Annotated in this window: 15 protein-coding genes; 12 read left to right on the forward strand and 3 right to left on the reverse strand. The window is 63.9% G+C overall.

Going from position 1 to position 16,655, the window contains the following annotated elements; all coding sequences use genetic code 11:
- Positions 1-10 precede the first annotated feature (10 nt).
- From WN72_RS34040 to WN72_RS34060, 5 genes are all read left to right on the forward strand, one after another.
- The gene (locus tag WN72_RS34040; RefSeq protein ID WP_027562364.1) at positions 11-367 is read left to right on the forward strand and encodes a c-type cytochrome; all 357 of its coding nucleotides are present in this window, start codon (positions 11-13) and stop codon (positions 365-367) included.
- Positions 364-1,287 carry a substrate-binding periplasmic protein gene (locus tag WN72_RS34045; protein ID WP_092216077.1) on the forward strand — a complete coding sequence of 308 codons (924 nt, stop codon included), beginning with the start codon at positions 364-366 and terminating at the stop codon, positions 1,285-1,287. Before WN72_RS34040 ends, WN72_RS34045 begins: the two co-directional genes overlap by 4 nt.
- Before the next feature lie 217 nt (positions 1,288-1,504).
- Entirely contained in the window at positions 1,505-2,515 is a 1,011-nt protein-coding gene (locus WN72_RS34050) for an FUSC family protein (RefSeq protein ID WP_027562362.1), read from the forward strand.
- Between the two features lie 121 nt (positions 2,516-2,636).
- A complete protein-coding gene (locus tag WN72_RS34055; RefSeq protein WP_027562361.1) occupies positions 2,637-3,626 on the forward strand; it encodes a Bug family tripartite tricarboxylate transporter substrate binding protein in 990 nt (329 codons plus the stop codon).
- A 135-nt stretch (positions 3,627-3,761) separates the two neighbouring features.
- Entirely contained in the window at positions 3,762-4,187 is a 426-nt protein-coding gene (locus WN72_RS34060; RefSeq protein ID WP_092216078.1) for a hypothetical protein, read from the forward strand.
- A gap of 40 nt (positions 4,188-4,227) precedes the next feature.
- Here WN72_RS34060 and WN72_RS34065 read toward each other — a convergent pair whose 3' ends face one another.
- Positions 4,228-5,196 carry a helix-turn-helix domain-containing protein gene (locus WN72_RS34065; protein WP_027562359.1) on the reverse strand — a complete coding sequence of 323 codons (969 nt, stop codon included), beginning with the start codon at positions 5,194-5,196 and terminating at the stop codon, positions 4,228-4,230.
- A gap of 515 nt (positions 5,197-5,711) precedes the next feature.
- Between WN72_RS34065 and xoxF5 the strand changes: the two genes are divergently transcribed.
- The 7 genes from xoxF5 (at position 5,712) to WN72_RS34100 (ending at position 13,684) form a co-directional block, all read left to right on the forward strand.
- Positions 5,712-7,517 (forward strand): lanthanide-dependent methanol dehydrogenase XoxF5, encoded by a 1,806-nt coding sequence (xoxF5, locus tag WN72_RS34070; protein ID WP_027562358.1) that lies wholly within the window; start codon positions 5,712-5,714, stop codon positions 7,515-7,517.
- Positions 7,518-7,627: 110 nt separating this feature from the next.
- Positions 7,628-8,119 (forward strand): c-type cytochrome, methanol metabolism-related, encoded by a 492-nt coding sequence (locus tag WN72_RS34075; protein ID WP_027562357.1) that lies wholly within the window; start codon positions 7,628-7,630, stop codon positions 8,117-8,119.
- A gap of 60 nt (positions 8,120-8,179) precedes the next feature.
- Positions 8,180-9,289 (forward strand): S-(hydroxymethyl)glutathione dehydrogenase/class III alcohol dehydrogenase, encoded by a 1,110-nt coding sequence (locus WN72_RS34080; RefSeq protein ID WP_027562356.1) that lies wholly within the window; start codon positions 8,180-8,182, stop codon positions 9,287-9,289.
- 33 nt (positions 9,290-9,322) lie between these two features.
- Positions 9,323-9,886 (forward strand): S-(hydroxymethyl)glutathione synthase, encoded by a 564-nt coding sequence (gene gfa / locus WN72_RS34085; RefSeq protein ID WP_027562355.1) that lies wholly within the window; start codon positions 9,323-9,325, stop codon positions 9,884-9,886.
- A 615-nt stretch (positions 9,887-10,501) separates the two neighbouring features.
- A complete protein-coding gene (locus WN72_RS34090) occupies positions 10,502-10,954 on the forward strand; it encodes a (2Fe-2S)-binding protein (RefSeq protein ID WP_027562354.1) in 453 nt (150 codons plus the stop codon).
- Position 10,955: 1 nt separating this feature from the next.
- Entirely contained in the window at positions 10,956-13,268 is a 2,313-nt protein-coding gene (locus WN72_RS34095; RefSeq protein ID WP_092216079.1) for a xanthine dehydrogenase family protein molybdopterin-binding subunit, read from the forward strand.
- Between the two features lie 158 nt (positions 13,269-13,426).
- Positions 13,427-13,684, forward strand: coding sequence for a hypothetical protein (locus WN72_RS34100; RefSeq protein ID WP_027562352.1), 258 nt, complete (start codon positions 13,427-13,429; stop codon positions 13,682-13,684).
- Between the two features lie 268 nt (positions 13,685-13,952).
- Here the strand turns inward: WN72_RS34100 and WN72_RS34105 are convergent, their stop codons facing one another.
- Complete coding sequence (locus WN72_RS34105) at positions 13,953-15,692, reverse strand: methanol/ethanol family PQQ-dependent dehydrogenase (protein WP_092216080.1); 1,740 nt, start codon at positions 15,690-15,692, stop codon at positions 13,953-13,955.
- Between the two features lie 117 nt (positions 15,693-15,809).
- Positions 15,810-16,463, reverse strand: coding sequence for a QcrA and Rieske domain-containing protein (locus WN72_RS34110; RefSeq protein WP_092216081.1), 654 nt, complete (start codon positions 16,461-16,463; stop codon positions 15,810-15,812).
- Positions 16,464-16,655: the final 192 nt, after the last annotated feature.

The following is a 16,655-nucleotide window of genomic DNA, read 5'->3' on the forward strand; positions in this document are numbered from 1 at the left end:
CCGCGGCGCGATGCTGAAAGACATATCTCACAAGACGGTGGCGGTCCTCGCCACCGCCGTGGTGCTGACGGTCGCGCTTGCGGCGACCGTCCGTGCCGCGGACGACGCAACCGGCAATCCACTGCAGGCTCAGATCGATCATGGCAAGTCGACCTATGCTTCGAAATGCTCGCACTGCCACGGCCCCAACATGATGAATTCCGGCACCATCACGCCGGATCTGCGCGCCTTTCCCGACGACAAGACGCGCTTCGTCACCACCGTGAAGAACGGCAAGAACAACAAGATGCCGCCTTGGAGCGACATCCTCAGCGACGACGAGATCGGGGACCTCTGGGCCTTCGTCTCGAGCCGGAGAAAGCCGTGAGGGCCTGGCTTGCAGCATGGAGCGTTGGCGCGATTCTCGCGGCGACCACCGCGCATGCGGCCGACGATCCACTCAGGATCTGCCTCGACGAGGACCGGCCGCCGCTCTCGGCGCATCACAGGGGCAAGCCGGATGCCGGCTTCGACGTCCTGTTGGCACAGGCGATCGCGCAGCGGCTGGGGCGACCGCTGGCGATCCAGTGGTTCGAGAGCAAGCTGGATGAGGATTCGAGCCCGCAGCTCGAAGCCAACGCGCTGCTCTCCGACGGGCGCTGCGCGCTGGTCGGCGGCTACGCGCTGACGACGGATTCCCTCGTCAAGCCCGGCATGAAGACGGCGCGCCTACCGGACTTTGCCGGCGCCACGCGCGACGACAGGCGCCGCCGCGTCGCGCTCGGCGTGCTCGCGCCGAGCCAGCCTTATGTCTATTCACCGATGACGGTCCTGCTTGGGCCGAAGGTGCAGGGCCGCAAGATCGGCGACATCGGCGATCTTGCGGGCCTTCGCCTCGCGATCGAGACCGGCTCGCTCGGCGATGCCATCCTGATGACGTTCGACAAGGGACGCCTGATCGACAGCATCACCCATCTCGTCCCCGGCCGAGACGACCTGCTCGGCGCGCTCCAGCGCGGCGACTATGACGCGACGCTGATCGATCTCGCCCGGTTCGATGCCTATCGCGCCGTGCATCCCGATACGGCCGTGACCGCCTCCGGCTATTACTACCCGATCGGCGCCAATCGCGGCTATGTCGGGCTTGCCGGCAACGGCGAGCTGATGGATGCGGTCAACAAGGCGCTGGCGGAGCTTGCGGCCGAGGGCAAGATCGCGGAGCTCGGCAAACAGGCCGGCCTCACCTATCTGCCGCCACGCGAGCCCGCGATCCTGGGTGAGGTCTGGACGAAGATCATTCAGCGGTGAGGTGGCCTTGCGTGCCGCACGCCACCGCTTTCATGCCCCGGCTTGATGTTTAGACCGGAGACATGGCTGACACCTGTTCGGACACATCACTGACAGGTTGGCGGTTGGTCAAGCCGGGCGATGACAGCGAGTGCGTGGAAAGGCCGTCGCGCCATACGCAAAGTTTCTGCACCATTCCGTGCTATGATCGGCATTTCATTCGCCGCTTTGGTGCCCCGTGAATTCCCCCACGATTCCCTCCGCCGCGGGCCTGCGCGGTCTCCTCGCCCGCGAGGTCAAGTCCGCCGAGCTCGTGCGCGCGCTGATCGTGGTCGGGCCGATGGTCGCCGCCTATTTCATCGCGCGCGAGACGGCACTGCTCAATCTCGGCCTAGTTGCGGTGTCGCTGCTCATTCCCGCGCTCCGGCAGCACTTTCCGCCGAAAGTCGTCGCCTGGCACTATCTCGCCATCCTCGTCACCTTTGCCGTGCTGTTCTTCGCAGCTCCAGTCAAGCCGCTGTTCGTGGTGCTGACGGCGCTCGCCGGCTTCCTGGCTGTCGCGGGAACGCGCTACGGCGAACATTTTCGCACGCTCGGCAATTGGGTGTTCATCCCCGCCGTCTATCTCGCCTGCGAGGTGCGGGAGGGCGTCAGCGCCTCGGAAGCGCTGCGTCATGCCGGCGTGATCATCGTCTCCTCTCCGATCGCGCTGGCGCTGGTCTGCGCCATCCAGCTTTACGACCAGCGCCGGGGCGGCACTGCAGCGACCTCGTTCGGACCGCCCGCGGCCGAATGGTTTCTGGCCGCGCTCGCGACTGCCATGGCGGTGTTCGCGGCGGCGGCGCTGGTCGAGATCCTGAACCTTGCGCAGGGGCAATGGGTGATGTGGTCGGCCGCGAGCGTCGTGGTCGGCGACCTCACCGCGTCAACCGGCAAGCTGAAGCAGCGGGCGATCGGCGCCGTCGTCGGCGTGCCGCTCGGCTTTCTCGCCGGCCTTGCCCTGCCGCAAAGCCGCGTTGGCTATGCGATCGCGGTGCTCGCGGCCACTCTCACGCTGATCTCGTTCTCCCGCTATGTCGTCGGCTTCGGCCTGCGCTGCTTCTTCATCGCGCTGGCGGCATCCTTCGCCGGCGGCGCCAGCGGCATTGCCGAGGAGCGTATCGTCAACGTGCTGATCGGCGGCACCTTTGGCCTGATTGCGGTGGCGCTGACCGAGATTGTCTGGCTGCGGATGATGCGGAAGGCCTGATTGTCCGGCAGACGGGAGAAAGGTCCGTCCACACCGTCTCGAATGCGCCAATCTGTCTCGCCTCCCGCCCATGATGGCGCCAGCCTGATGCAGTAGGTTCGGCAAAAATCAGGAGGGAATCATGTCCGCCAAATTCGATCGCCGCCACTTCATCGCCGCCGGCAGCGCCGTACTCGCAATGCCCTTTGTCCCGCGCGGCGCCTCGGCACAAGGCACGTGGCCGTCGCGGCAGATCCGCATGATCTGCAGCTACCCGGCCGGCGGGCAGACCGACCTGCTCGCGCGTGCCTATGGCGAATTCATCTCCAAGCAGGTCGGCAAGACCGTCGTCGTCGAGAACAAGCCCGGCGCTTCCGGCGCGATCGGCACGGCGGAAGTCGCCCGCGCCGAGCCTGACGGCCACACCATCCTGTGCTCGATCTCGACCACCTTCATCATGAACCGGGTGGTGATGAAGAATCCCGGCTACGACATGGACAAGGATCTGACGCTGGTCAGCGTCATCCCGGGCGCCGGCCTGCTGCTGATCGCGAACCCCAAGACCGGCGTCAAGACACTGGAGGATTTCGTCGCCTTCGCGCGCAAGAGCGGCAAGGTGAATTTCGGCACCTACAGCGCGGGCTCGGCGCCGCACATGACGATCAACGAGCTCAACAAGCAGTACGGCCTCAACATCGAGCCGGTCCATTATCGCGGCGAGGCGCCGATGTGGACCGGCATGCTGGAAGGCACGCTCGATGCCGCCATGGGCAGCTACACGGCGGCGCAATCGGTCCTGCAAAGCGATCGCGGCACCGTGTTCGCGGTGCATTCGAAGAAGGTCGACGCGATCCCGGCGATCAAGACCCTCCCCGAGCAGGGCGCGACGTCGAAATTCTTCACGGTGAGCGGCTTCTCCGGCTGGGCGGTGCCGAAAGCGACGCCGCAACCGGTCGTCGACCGCCTCGCCGAGCTCTGCGTTGCCGCCAACAGCGATCCGAAGGTGAAGGAGGTTCTCGCGACCTTCGTGCTCGAGCCGGCGATCGGCTTCAAGCAGACCAACGAGCTGTATCAGCGCGAGCTGCCGATCTGGATCGAGAGCGCAAAGTCGCTCGGCCTCGAGCCGGCCTGAAGCACGAACCGCGACACGGCGCCGGTCACTCTTCGGCCCGGCGTCCGACCAAAAGCCTAGTGTCGGAAAACGTACTTTCCCGCTATGATTGTGCGCCGGAAACCCTCGCCAGCGCACACAAGAAGGGCAGATCGCATGACACCGGATGCAGTCGCCGTCGCCGTTATGATCATCCTGCTCTTTCCGATGGGCTATTTCACGCTGGCCTCGCCCGCCTTCCTGCTGGTGAAGCTCGACATCCAGCCCGTCGCTCAATTGCTGCGCGGAATGTTCAATGCGCATTTCCTGGTGATGCGTGTTGCCGGCCTCATCGGAACGGTGGCTCTGCTCCTCGACGGTCGCCTGCTCGCCGCGCTGGGCGTCGCCATGCTCACAGCCCTCGCCATCTGGGGACGCCCGTGGTTCATGCGACGGATGGACGACGAGCTCAGCGCAAGGGATGCCGGCGATGCCGAGGCGCCGCGTCGGCTACGCCGGCTGCACTGGAGCGGAATGCTCGGCAACGCGGCTTTGCTCGCCGCGCTCCTGACCAGCATTCCCTACATGGCGACGACGGCCTGAGCGGCACCATTATCGCTGGAGCGACCGCGGCGACGACTGTCTAATGCTCGTCTGCGACGGCGCTGGCCTGCTGCGCCTTGTGGATCGAGGACGGCACCACGCCGAAATATTTCCGGAACACGCGGCTGAAATGCGATGAGCTGGAGAAGCCCCAGGAGAACGCGACGTCTGTGATGGTCTTGCCGGCGTGGGCCTCGAGTTCCTGGCGGCAGTTCTGCAAGCGGGCCTGCCAGATGTAGTCGCTCACGGTGGTGCCGCGCTCCGAGAACAGCATGTGCAGATAGCGCTTGGAGCAGCCGAGCTCGGCCGATATCTGGTCGATGCACAGATCTGGGTCGCGCAGGTGCTCGCGGATGAAGAACTGCGCGCGCACATACATCGCCTCGGGCCCGACGCGATCGAACATCGTGTCGGCTTCGCGCAGCGGCAGCAGCAACAGGTCGATCAGCGAATCGGCGACGCCGACCGCGCTGTTCGCCGACAGCTTGGCCGCCTCGTCGAAGGTTGCATGGACGAAGTCATGAGCGATACGCCCCGTGCCGGTCTTCGCCGACAATTTGCAGGCTGGCATCCGCTGCGACGGGAAGCCGCGATCGCGCAGCAACGATTTGGGCACGATCACGACGTCGTGACGCGTGAAGGCGGGGCTGATGATCGAATGCGGACAGGAGACGTCATAAGCGATGATGTCGCCGGGATTGATTTCGATATGGCGGCCTTCCTGCTCGAAATAGGACACGCCGTAGGTCTGGAAGTGGATCTTGATGTACGGGTGTTCATTGGCCTTGGCGCGCGCCAGCGTGTGCGCGATGCGATGCTGGCTCACCTCGATCTGACACAGCTTCAGGCGCGAGACGGAGGTGTAGTCGATGCGGCCTTCGAGCGAGGACGCCTCCAGTGGATCGACGTCGAAATGCCCACACAGGCTCGTGAGCCCGTCGATCCAGCTTTGGATCTGGCGCTTCGGCGTCATTCCGGTCGTCGAGAGCGTGTGAATTGTGTCGGACATTAATCCAGCCACTGGTTTGATCCGGAGATTGGACGCGAATCGCGACCGGCGCTGCCGGAGCCCTCAGCCGTGATTGCGTGACGTTTACCTCGAATTTGAGCGGTCTTTTGCAGCGAGCGCCATCGCCCCATTGCCACCCTTTAAAGTTAATCCTCCGCCTTAGTTGCACCGCCGTCAAGGGGAACCTGAGTGCTGACGGCGCTCCAGAAGCCGCGCGGAAGCCGCTGAATTCGCTACTGCAAAATCAAAATCTTCACCTCCGTGCGCTGTCGAGCAAACCGCCTTCTCTCTTGGGCAAGTTTCCCGATGACGAAGCCGTTACGGATTGCGTCAGGAACAACAAGAACGGGCCGCTCCTGCACGTGGACCCGTGGCTCTCATCCAGGAGGAGGAAACAGCACAGCATCGTTTCTGGTCCCAATCGTGACCGCCCTGCACGAGCAGACGCCGGACGAGAAGCCCGGTGATTGATCAATGCTTCGGAAACAATAAACGAGACCAACGGAGGAATAACTATGCGCAAGGTGCTACTGGCGACTTATCTTGGCTCCGCGGCGGCTCTCGCCGTCGGCAGCGCCTCAGCCAATGATGAGCTGATCAAGATGTCGCAGAACCCGAAAGACTGGGTGATGCCGGCGGGCGACTACGCCAATACCCGCTATTCCAAGCTGAACCAGATCAACGCACAAAACGTGGGCAAGCTCCAGGTCGCCTGGACCTTCTCCACCGGCGTGCTGCGCGGCCATGAAGGCGGCCCGCTGATCATCGGCAACGTCATGTACGTCCACACACCGTTCCCGAACAAGGTCTACGCCATTGACCTTTCCAACGAGAACAAGATCATCTGGAAGTACGAGCCGAAGCAGGACCCGAACGTCATCCCGGTGATGTGCTGCGACACGGTTAACCGCGGCCTGTCCTACGGCGACGGCAAGATCATCCTGCATCAGGCCGACACCAACCTCGTCGCGCTCGACGCCAAGACCGGTCAGGTGGCCTGGTCGGCGACGAACGGCAATCCGGCGAAGGGCGAGACCGGCACGTCGGCGGCGCTGGTCGTCAAGGACAAGGTCCTCGTCGGCATCTCCGGCGGCGAGTTCGGCGTGCAGTGCCACGTCACCGCTTACGATCTGAAGAGCGGCAAGCAGGTCTGGCGCGCCTTCTCGGAAGGCCCGGATGACCAGATCAAGGTCGACCCGGCCAAGACGACGTCGCTCGGCAAGCCGGTCGGAGCCGACTCCTCGCTGAAGACCTGGCAAGGCGATCAGTGGAAGATCGGCGGCGGCTGCACCTGGGGCTGGATGTCCTACGATCCCGCTCTGAACCTCGTCTATTACGGGTCGGGCAATCCCTCGACCTGGAATCCGAAGCAGCGTCCGGGCGACAACAAGTGGTCGATGACCATTTTCGCGCGCGACGCCGACACCGGCATGGCCAAGTGGGTCTACCAGATGACGCCCCACGACGAGTGGGACTATGACGGCGTCAACGAGATGATCCTCTCGGATCAGCAGATCAACGGCCAGGCGCGCAAGCTCCTGACCCATTTTGACCGCAACGGTCTCGCCTACACCATGGACCGTGAGAGCGGCGAGCTGCTGGTCGCCGAAAAGTACGATCCGAAGGTGAACTGGACCTCCGGCGTCGACATGGACAAGAACTCGGCGACCTATGGCCGTCCGAAGGTGCTCGACGCAGCTTCGACCGACAAGGCCGGTGAAGACCACAACGTGAAGGGCATCTGCCCGGCCGCGCTCGGCACCAAGGACGAGCAGCCGGCAGCCTACTCGCCGGAAACGCAGCTGTTCTACGTTCCGACCAACCACGTCTGCATGGACTACGAGCCGTTCAAGGTGAGCTACACCGCGGGCCAGCCCTATGTGGGTGCGACGCTCTCGATGTATCCGCCGCAGGGTGAAAGCCATATGGGCAACTTCATCGCCTGGGACGGCAAGACCGGCAAGATCGTCTGGTCGAACAAGGAGCAGTTCTCGGTCTGGTCGGGTGCGCTCGCAACCGCCGGCGGCGTGGTGTTCTACGGCACGCTCGAAGGCTACCTGAAGGCGGTCGACGCCAAGACCGGCAAGGAGCTCTACAAGTTCAAGACTCCCTCCGGCATCATCGGCAACGTCACCACCTATGAGAACGGCGGCAAGCAGTATGTCGCAGTGCTCTCGGGTGTCGGCGGCTGGGCTGGCATCGGTCTGGCAGCTGGTCTGACCGATCCGACCGCCGGTCTCGGCGCAGTCGGCGGCTATGCGGCTCTCAGCAATTACACGGCTCTCGGCGGTACGCTGACCGTGTTCTCGCTGCCCAACTAGGCCCCTCAGCATCGCTCCGGCGCGTGGATCGCTCCACGCGCCGGTTCGTCTCCACCGAACGCCTTCCGAGGAAAAATCTCTTGCGTAAAATCTGCTTTGTCATTGCTGCGATGATCTTCGTTGGGTCCGGAGGAATTGCGATCGCGGACGGTCCGGGCGACCCGACCGCCGTGAAGAAGGAAGACGACGGCAAATGGCTCGATAAGGAAGGAAACCCGACCTACAAGATTTCGGCCGATGGCACCGTGGACTGGTTCACCTACTCCGGCTACCGCCGCTATCACTCCGACTGCCACGTCTGCCATGGCCCCGACGGCATGGGATCCACTTACGCACCGGCGCTGAAGGATTCCGTCAAGACCATGAGCTACGGCGACTTCCTCGGCGTCGTTGCCTCTGGCCGCAAGAACATCTCGACCGCGCAGGAGAACGTCATGCCGGCGTTCGGCGACAACCCGAATGTCGCCTGCTACATGGACGATCTCTACGTCTATCTCCGCGCGCGCTCGACCGAAGCCTGGGGCCGGCAGCGTCCTTCCAAGAAGGAAGAGAAGAACGAGGCCTACACCAAGGCTGAAGACGCCTGCATGGGCAAGAAATGAACGTTACGGAGACTGCCAAGACTACTTCCTGGCGTCTGATGAGAATTTGAGGAGCTACCGATGAAGACACGTGCCGCCGTCGCTTTCGAAGCCAAGAAGCCGCTCGAGATCGTCGAAGTCGATCTGGAAGGACCCAAGGCCGGCGAGGTCCTTGTCGAGATCAAGGCGACGGGCATCTGCCACACCGACGCCTACACGCTCGACGGCTTCGACAGCGAGGGAATCTTCCCCTCGATCCTCGGCCATGAGGGCGCCGGCATCATCCGCGAGATCGGTCCCGGCGTGACCTCGGTGAAGCCGGGCGACCACGTCATTCCGCTCTACACGCCGGAATGCCGGCAGTGCAAAAGCTGCCTGAGCCAGAAGACCAATCTCTGCACCGCGATCCGCGCGACGCAAGGCAAGGGCGTGATGCCCGACGGCACCAGCCGCTTCTCCTACAAGGGCAAGCCGGTCTACCATTACATGGGCTGCTCGACCTTCTCGAACTTCACCGTGCTGCCGGAGATCGCGGTGGCGAAGATCCGCGAGGACGCGCCGTTCGACAAGAGCTGCTACATCGGCTGCGGCGTCACCACCGGCGTCGGCGCCGTCGTCAACACCGCCAAGGTCACGCCGGGCTCCAACGTGGTCGTGTTCGGCCTCGGCGGCATCGGCCTCAACGTGATCCAGGGCGCCAAGATGGCCGGCGCCGACAAGATCATCGGCGTCGACATCAATGACGCCAAGGAGGATTGGGGCCGCCGGTTCGGCATGACCGAGTTCGTCAATCCCAAGAAAGTTACGGGCGACATCGTCCAGCATCTCGTCGGCCTCACCGATGGCGGCGCCGACTACACCTTCGACTGCACCGGCAACACCACCGTGATGCGCCAGGCGCTGGAAGCCTGCCATCGCGGCTGGGGCACCTCGATCATCATCGGCGTCGCCGAATCCGGCAAGGAGATCGCCACCCGCCCGTTCCAGCTCGTCACCGGGCGCAACTGGCGCGGCACCGCCTTCGGCGGCGCGCGCGGCCGCACCGACGTGCCGAAGATCGTCGACTGGTACATGAACGGAAAGATCCAGATCGATCCGATGATCACCCACGTACTCAAGCTCGAAGAGATCAACAAGGGATTTGACCTCATGCACGAGGGCAAATCCATCCGTTCCGTCGTCGTGTACTAGCCCACAGGCATCGCACCCAAGGAGGATCGACCCATGACTGTTGCACTCCATCCCTCGATCGATAACGGCGTCAAACAGGGCAGCGGCAGCTTTGCCGGCGGCACGCTGGTCTGCAAATGCAACGACCACCCGGTCAAGGTCGCGGTGAAGGGCGACGTCGCCCACAACCACGCCTGCGGCTGCACCAAGTGCTGGAAGCCGCAAGGCGCAAACTTCTCGGTCGTGGCCGTAGTGCCGCGCCAGAACGTCACCGTGACCGAGAACGGCGACAAGCTACAGATCGTCGATCCCTCTGCGGTGATCCAGCGCTACGCCTGCAAGGCCTGCGGCACGCACATGTACGGCCGCATCGAGAACAAGGGCCATCCGTTCTACGGCCTCGACTTCATCCATCCCGAGCTGTTCCAGGAGCAGGGCTCGCAGGCGCCGCAATTCGCCGCCTTCGTCTCCTCCGTGATCGAATCGGGCGTGAAGCCGGAGCAGATGGCGGGCATCCGCGCGCGGCTGAAGGAAATCGGGCTCGAGCCCTATGACTGCCTGTCGCCCGCACTGATGGACGCGATCGCGACCCACGTGGCCAAGGCCAAAGCGGCCTGAACGAGGTCGCCTGAACACAGGCCCTGCCCGTCCGCTCACTGGCGTCGACCACGCCAGCGAGCCGGACGGGTCTGGCCTCGGAACGATCGCGGCGTGCCCCGCCGCCTCTGTACGGCGCGTATGCGTGAGGGCCATAGGCTCCTCAGTCCTGGTCTCTGAATGACTGCGCAGTGCCGCCTGCTTCCTGATTGAAGTCCGCGGACTGCGCTTCTCCCTCCCTCGACTGAGGCATCCTGCTTCGTCCGTGCAGTCTTTTCTCGCGGACGAAGCCTTTTTGGTGCGCCCGCCTGGGAGGCGCGCGGCTTGATGTCGCGCCCTGCTTTTGACAAACCATCGATGCAATCTTTTCCCGGTGAGAACACTCGGCTGTGAACGCCGGGCCGGCGCGATCTCTGCTACGGTCGCGCCGTCACGATGCCGCGCGAAGTTCAATCAATTAAGAACAACACGGGAGGTATCGAGCACATCCAGACATCGCCATTGGCGTAGCTGCCTCCCTCCGGGATTTGCCCGCGCGGGATGACGGCAGATATTTGCCGATACGACGCACGAGCCGCCGCCGATCCAAATCGGCGAATTTGAATTCGACATGCTTATGAAGAGCGAGGGACGATCATGATCAAGGTGAAGATCAACGGCCAGGAACAGAGCTGGGACGGCGACCCGGATCTCCCGCTACTCTGGTTCCTGCGCGACGAGGCCGGGCTCACCGGCACCAAATATGGCTGCGGCCAGGCCCTGTGCGGCGCCTGCACCGTCATCGTCGACAAGGAGGCCGTGCGCGCCTGCATCACGTCGATCAACGACGTCGCCGGACGCGAGGTCACCACGATCGAGGGGCTGCATCCGAACGGCGACCACCCGGTGCAGAAGGCCTGGCGCCAGGTCAACGTGCCCCAATGCGGCTTCTGCCAGGCGGGCCAGATCATGCAGGCCGCGGCGCTGTTGATGGAGAACCCGAAGCCGTCCCACGACCAAATCCGCGAGGCGATGGCCGGAAACATCTGCCGCTGCGGCTGCTATCAGCGCATCGAGAACGCCGTCCATCTCGCATCGACGGGAGTGTGACATGAATTTCATCGACAATCCCGGCAAGCTCCGTGGCTTCGAAAAGAACATCAAGGTCGAGAAGGTCTCGCGCCGCAGCATCCTGAAGGGGCTCGGCATCACCGGCGGGTTCGTGCTCGCCGCACCCGTGATGTCGCGCCAGGCCTTCGCCTACGAAACCGGCGCCGGCAAGATGCCGCATGGCGTCGTGGTTGATCCGCGCGTCTTCGTCGCGGTCGCGCCCGACGGCATCGTCACCATCCTCGCTCACCGTTCCGAGATGGGCACCGGCGTCCGCACCAGTCTGCCGCTGATCGTGGCGGAAGAGATGGAAGCCGACTGGTCCAAGGTGAAGGTGCAGCAGGCCCATGGCGACGAGGTGAAGTTCGGCAACCAGGACACCGACGGCTCGCGCAGCACGCGGCACTACCTGATCCCGATGCGCCAGATCGGCGCCTCCGCCCGCACCATGCTGGAGCAGGCCGCGGCCAAGCGCTGGAACGTGCCGGCGACCGAGGTCAAGGCCGTCAACCACGAGGTCGTCCATAGCGCCAGTGGTCGCAAGCTCGGCTTCGGCGAGCTCGCAGCCGACGCCGCCAAGGAATCGGTGCCTGCTATCGAAGGCCTCAAGCTGAAGGACCCCAAAGACTTCCGCTATCTCGGCAAGGGCCAGGTCGGCATCGTCGATCTCCACGACATCACCACCGGCAAGGCGCAATATGGCGCCGACGTACGCCTGCCCGGCATGAAATATGCCGTGATCGCGCGTCCGCCGGTGACCGGCGGCAAGCTGGTCAAGTTCGAGCCGGACAACGCGCTGAATATCCCCGGCGTCGAGAAGGTGATGCAGGTGCAGGGCTGGCCATGGCCGTCGAAATTCCAGCCGCTCGGCGGCGTCGCGGTGATCGCGCGCAACACCGGTGCGGCGATCAAGGGCCGTGACGCGCTGAAGCTGACCTGGGACGACGGCGCCAACGGCAAGTACGACTCGGTCGCCTATCGCAAGGAGCTCGAGGAGGCCGCGCGCAAGCCGGGACTCGTCGTGCGCCAGGAGGGCGATGCCGACACCGCGCTGAAGAGTGCCGACAAGGTCATCGTCGGCGAATATTATCTGCCGCACCTTGCCCATGTCAGCATGGAGCCGCCGGTGGCGGTCGCCGACGTCAAGGGCGACAAGGCGGAGATCTGGGCGCCGGTGCAGAGCCCCGGCGGCACCCGCGAGGATGTCGCCAAGACGCTCGGCATCCCCGAGGGCAACGTCACCGTCAACGTGACGCTGCTCGGCGGCGGTTTCGGCCGCAAATCGAAATGCGATTTTGCGCTCGAGGCTGCCCTCCTCTCGAAAGAACTGGGCGCACCCGTGAAGGTGCAATGGACGCGTGAGGACGATCTTCATCACGACTTCCTGCACACCGTCTCGGTGGAACGCATCGAGGCGGGGCTCGACAAGAGCGGCAAGGTGGTCGCATGGCGCCATCGCAGCGTGGCACCGACGATCGCCTCGACCTTCGCCGCCGGCGCCAATCACGCAGCTCCCTTCGAGCTCGGCATGGGCCTCGTCGACATGCCGTTCGAGATCGCCAACATCACCTGCGAGAATCCGGAAGCTGCGGCGTTCACCCGTATCGGCTGGTTCCGCTCGGTCTCGAACATTCCGCGCGCGTTCGCGGTGCAGTCGATGGTCGGCGAGATCGCGGCTGCGACCGGCCGCGACCAGAAGGAGACGCTGCTCGCGCTGATCGGCAGCCCGCGCATCGTCAAGCCGGCGGTGAAGGATCTGTGGAACTATGGCGAGCCCTTCGACAGCTATCCGATCGACACCGCGCGCCTGCGCAAGGTGGTCGAGCTGGTCGCCGAGAAGGGTGAATGGGGCCGCCAGGTCCCGAAGGGCCACGGCCTCGGCATCGCGGTGCATCGCAGCTTCGTCAGCTACATCGCGACCATCGTCGAGGTGGCTATCGACGAGAAGGGCAAGCTGACGGTGCCGCGGGTCGACACCGCGATCGATTGCGGCACCTATGTCAATCCCGAGCGCATCGCCTCGCAGATCGAAGGCGCGGCGATCATGGGGTTGAGTCTTGCCAAATATGGCGAGGTCACCTTCAAGGACGGCAAGGTGGAGCAGAAGAACTTTGACGACTTCCAGGTCATCAGGATGGATGAATCTCCTGTGGTCACCAACGTCTACATCGTTCCGCCCGAACCCCACACGCCGCCGAGCGGCGTCGGCGAGCCCGGCGTTCCCCCGTTCGCACCGGCGATGATGAACGCGATCTTCGCCGCGACCGGAAAGCGCATCCGCAACCTTCCGCTCGGCAAGCAACTCGAAACCTAGGGCGTGATCCGGAAAAGTGCGTAGCGGTTTTCCGAAAAGATCATGCTCAAACAATAACCTAAAGCGCGATGGTGATTCATCTTCATCCCATCGCGCTTTAGGGCGGGGAACACAAGGCGGCCTCGCGCCGTTTCCATCGATCTGACAGGAGCAGATCGATGACCAACATCTCAAAGGCGCTCGCAGTCTCGTTGCTGTCGGGCGCTTTTTTCATGACCACGGGCGCGTTCGCCCAAAGCAACACGACGCCCCCAACCACGGCGACGCGCCCCACCGCGCCCGACCAGAATTCACTTCCCAATGCGACCGCCCCGCCGCCTTCGACCACCCAGACCACCGGGCAGCACAATCCGGATCCGAAGGTTCGGGAGATGAACCAGAAGGAAAAGGACAAGGTGGACAGGCAGGGGAAGTAGCGCTGCTCCACGTTTGGTGCGCTGAACGTCACCACACCGTCATGGCCGGGCATAGCCGTCCGAAGGACGGCGTCGCTTTTGCTCGCCTATGTCCCGGCCATCCACGACCTTTGCCGTGGCACCCAGAACGTGGATGCCCGGGACAAGCCCGGGCATGATGAGACGCGTTTGCAAAGGCGCGTAGTCACATAGCAAAATGCGGCGGACGTTGCCGTCCGCCGCATTCTCCACCCCCCTGCTGCTCCGCTTTCGTCGATCCGCCGCGGAGCTATTTCTTCAGCGCGAACACCCAGATCACGCCGCCCTGCGGCACGTTGGACTCGATGCCGATATTATTGGTGGCGAGCGCATCCTGGATGCGCTGCGCGTCGACGCCCCAGCCGGACTGGATCGCGACATATTGGGTGCCGTCGACCTCATAGGACACCGGCATGCCCATGATGCCGGAGTTGGTCTTCTGCTCCCACAAGAGCTCGCCGGTCTTGGCGTTGAAGGCGCGGAAGTTGCGGTCGTTGGTGCCGCCGGCGAAGACGAGATCACCCGCGGTCGCCGTCACCGAGCCGAACAACTGCGATTTCGGGAAGTTGTGCTGCCAGACCTTCTTGCCCGTGGTCGGATCCCAGGCCTGGAGCTCGCCGAAATGATCGGCGCCGGGCTTTGCCTTCAGGCCGATGTCCTCCGGCTTGGTGCCGAGCCAGAGCTCACCCGGCTTGAGCGGGAGCTTCTCGCCGGTGAAGCCGCCGCAGAAATTCTCGTTGGCCGGCACATAGACGAGACCCGTCTTCTGGCTGTAGGCCGCCGACGGCCAATCCTTGCCGCCCCATAGCGACGGACAGAACTCGACGCGCTTGCCGATGACCGGCTTGTGGTCGGGATCGACGATCGGCTTGCCGGTCTCCGCATCGATGCCCTTCCAGACGTCGGTGGAGACGAACGGCCAGCCGGCGACGTAGTTGATCTTGGTCGGTGTGCGCTCGAGCACCCAGAAGATCGCGTCGCGGCCGGGATGGACCAGGCTCTTGATGTTGCGGCCATCGCGTTGCAGGTCGATCAGGATCGGCGCCTCGACCTCGTCCCAGTCCCAGGAATCGTTCTGGTGGTACTGGTGATAGGTCTTGATCTTGCCGGTGCCGGGATCGAGCGCGAGCACCGACGAGGTGTAGAGATTGTCGCCGGGATGCATCTCGCCGGGCCACGGCGCAGCATTGCCGACACCCCAATAGATCGTCTTGGTGTCCTTGTCGTAATTGCCGGTCATCCAGGCCGAGCCGCCGCCGTTCTTCCAGTCGTCGCCATGCCAGGTGTCATGACCGGGCTCGCCCTCGCCGGGAATGGTGAAGGTCCGCCACAGCTCCTTGCCGTCCTTGGCATCGAAGGCAGCGACATAGCCGCGCACGCCGAACTCGCCGCCGGAGCCGCCGACGATGACCTTGCCGTCGACGATCAGCGGCATGAGGGTCATGTACTGGCCCTTCTTGTAATCCTGCACCTTGGTGTCCCACACCACCTTGCCGGTCTTGGCGTCGAGCGCGACGACGTGGTCGTCGGTGGTGGCGAGATAAAGCTTGTCCTCCCAGAGGCCGACGCCGCGGCTGGTCGGATGCAGCTGGAACAGATCGTCGGGGAGCTGCCGCTTGTAGCGCCAGTATTCGTCGCCGGTCTTCGCGTTGAGCGCGATCACCTGCCCCATCGGGGTTGCCACGAACATCACGCCGTTGTTGACGATTGGCGGCGCCTCGTGGCCTTCGACGACGCCGGTGGCGAAGGTCCAGACCGGCGTGAGATTCTTGACGTTCGAGGTGTTGATCTGGTCGAGCGGGCTATAGCCCTGGCCGTCATAGGTGCGGCGATAGAGCATCCAGTTGCCGGCTTCCGGATTTTCCAGGCGCTGCTGGGTGACTGGCGCGTAGCTCTCGATCGGGCCGGCAATTGCAGCGGTCGAGACAAGACAAGTGAAGGCGACGAAGCCGGACAGGTACCATTGCTTCCTGGTGGTCGACGTTTTCATGGACGTTCCCCTTTTTCATCCGCTTGAATTCTTGTTCTGAATTCTTGTCGTTCGTCCCGTCGTCCGCCCCTCGGCGGATGCGGCCTCTCGTGACGCGGGCATAACCCGCAACGTCCATCATCCTGGCTGCGCGCCACCTACCTTTCCGATGAAATTGCCGGCGACGCTGAGCGAGCCGTCGGCGAGCGCCAGCGGCAGCGCGGCGAGCCGTCGCGGCGCCGGCCCGAACACGACCTGCGCGCCCTCCCGAGGATCGTATTCCGAGTTGTGGCACATGCACTTGAACACGTCCTTGTCGCCGACATCGCTCTTGACCCAGGCGGTGACGGGACAGCCGGCATGCGAGCAGATCGCCGAATAGGCGAGGATGCCGTCGACCGCACGCGCGCGGGTCTTCTCGTCGAGCTCGGCGGGATCGAGCCGGATGATCAGGATCTCGTTGAGGCGCGAGGCGCTGCGCACGACCGATGTCTTGGGATCCTTCGGCCAGGCATGCACCGGCGGTCCGCCCGCCGGCAGATCGGCTGCGGTGATGAGCTTTCCCTCCTGGTCTCCTTCGGAGAAGACGAGCACGTCGCCGTTTTGCGGACGCTCGTCGGAGCCAGGCGGATCCTCACCCGCGCGCGCCCGTGTGGAGCAGCCGAGACACGCGGTGCTGGCGAGTGCGCCGAGCAGGATCGCTCGTCGAGTCTGCTCCGTGCACGCGTCAGCTTCGGGGTCCGCAATCGTCTCGGAGAATGAGGAATGGGTGTTGAACGGTGCACTCGCCATGCCCGCTAGCAGGCGCTGGAACTCTGCCGAAAACAAGGCGAAGAATTGGCGCCGCAGTGCATCAATATGTCTTTGCTCGCTTTGATTGAGCAAGAGTGAACGCGTTCGCGCGCGTTTTCGCGAGTTCTACGTCACACCGCGCGAACGGCATGATGATTTTGCAGATCAGACCGATGATGCTGGAATTGGTGC

The sequence above is a fragment of the Bradyrhizobium arachidis genome (genome assembly GCF_015291705.1).
In the GTDB taxonomy this organism is placed as follows: Bacteria; Pseudomonadota; Alphaproteobacteria; order Rhizobiales; family Xanthobacteraceae; genus Bradyrhizobium; species Bradyrhizobium arachidis.

Excerpts from the sequence above, each read along its gene's own strand:
- WN72_RS34080 (WP_027562356.1), top strand. The coding sequence starts at position 8,180 with ATGAAGACACGTGCCGCCGTCGCTTTCGAAGCCAAGAAGCCGCTCGAG.
- WN72_RS34090 (WP_027562354.1), top strand. The coding sequence starts at position 10,502 with ATGATCAAGGTGAAGATCAACGGCCAGGAACAGAGCTGGGACGGCGAC.
- WN72_RS34055 (WP_027562361.1), top strand. The coding sequence starts at position 2,637 with ATGTCCGCCAAATTCGATCGCCGCCACTTCATCGCCGCCGGCAGCGCC.
- WN72_RS34065 (WP_027562359.1), bottom strand. The coding sequence starts at position 5,196 with ATGTCCGACACAATTCACACGCTCTCGACGACCGGAATGACGCCGAAG.
- WN72_RS34100 (WP_027562352.1), top strand. The coding sequence starts at position 13,427 with ATGACCAACATCTCAAAGGCGCTCGCAGTCTCGTTGCTGTCGGGCGCT.
- WN72_RS34075 (WP_027562357.1), top strand. The coding sequence starts at position 7,628 with ATGATCTTCGTTGGGTCCGGAGGAATTGCGATCGCGGACGGTCCGGGC.
- WN72_RS34105 (WP_092216080.1), bottom strand. The coding sequence starts at position 15,692 with ATGAAAACGTCGACCACCAGGAAGCAATGGTACCTGTCCGGCTTCGTC.
- WN72_RS34095 (WP_092216079.1), top strand. The coding sequence starts at position 10,956 with ATGAATTTCATCGACAATCCCGGCAAGCTCCGTGGCTTCGAAAAGAAC.
- WN72_RS34110 (WP_092216081.1), bottom strand. The coding sequence starts at position 16,463 with ATGGCGAGTGCACCGTTCAACACCCATTCCTCATTCTCCGAGACGATT.
- xoxF5 (WP_027562358.1), top strand. The coding sequence starts at position 5,712 with ATGCGCAAGGTGCTACTGGCGACTTATCTTGGCTCCGCGGCGGCTCTC.
- gfa (WP_027562355.1), top strand. The coding sequence starts at position 9,323 with ATGACTGTTGCACTCCATCCCTCGATCGATAACGGCGTCAAACAGGGC.
- WN72_RS34040 (WP_027562364.1), top strand. The coding sequence starts at position 11 with ATGCTGAAAGACATATCTCACAAGACGGTGGCGGTCCTCGCCACCGCC.
- WN72_RS34060 (WP_092216078.1), top strand. The coding sequence starts at position 3,762 with ATGACACCGGATGCAGTCGCCGTCGCCGTTATGATCATCCTGCTCTTT.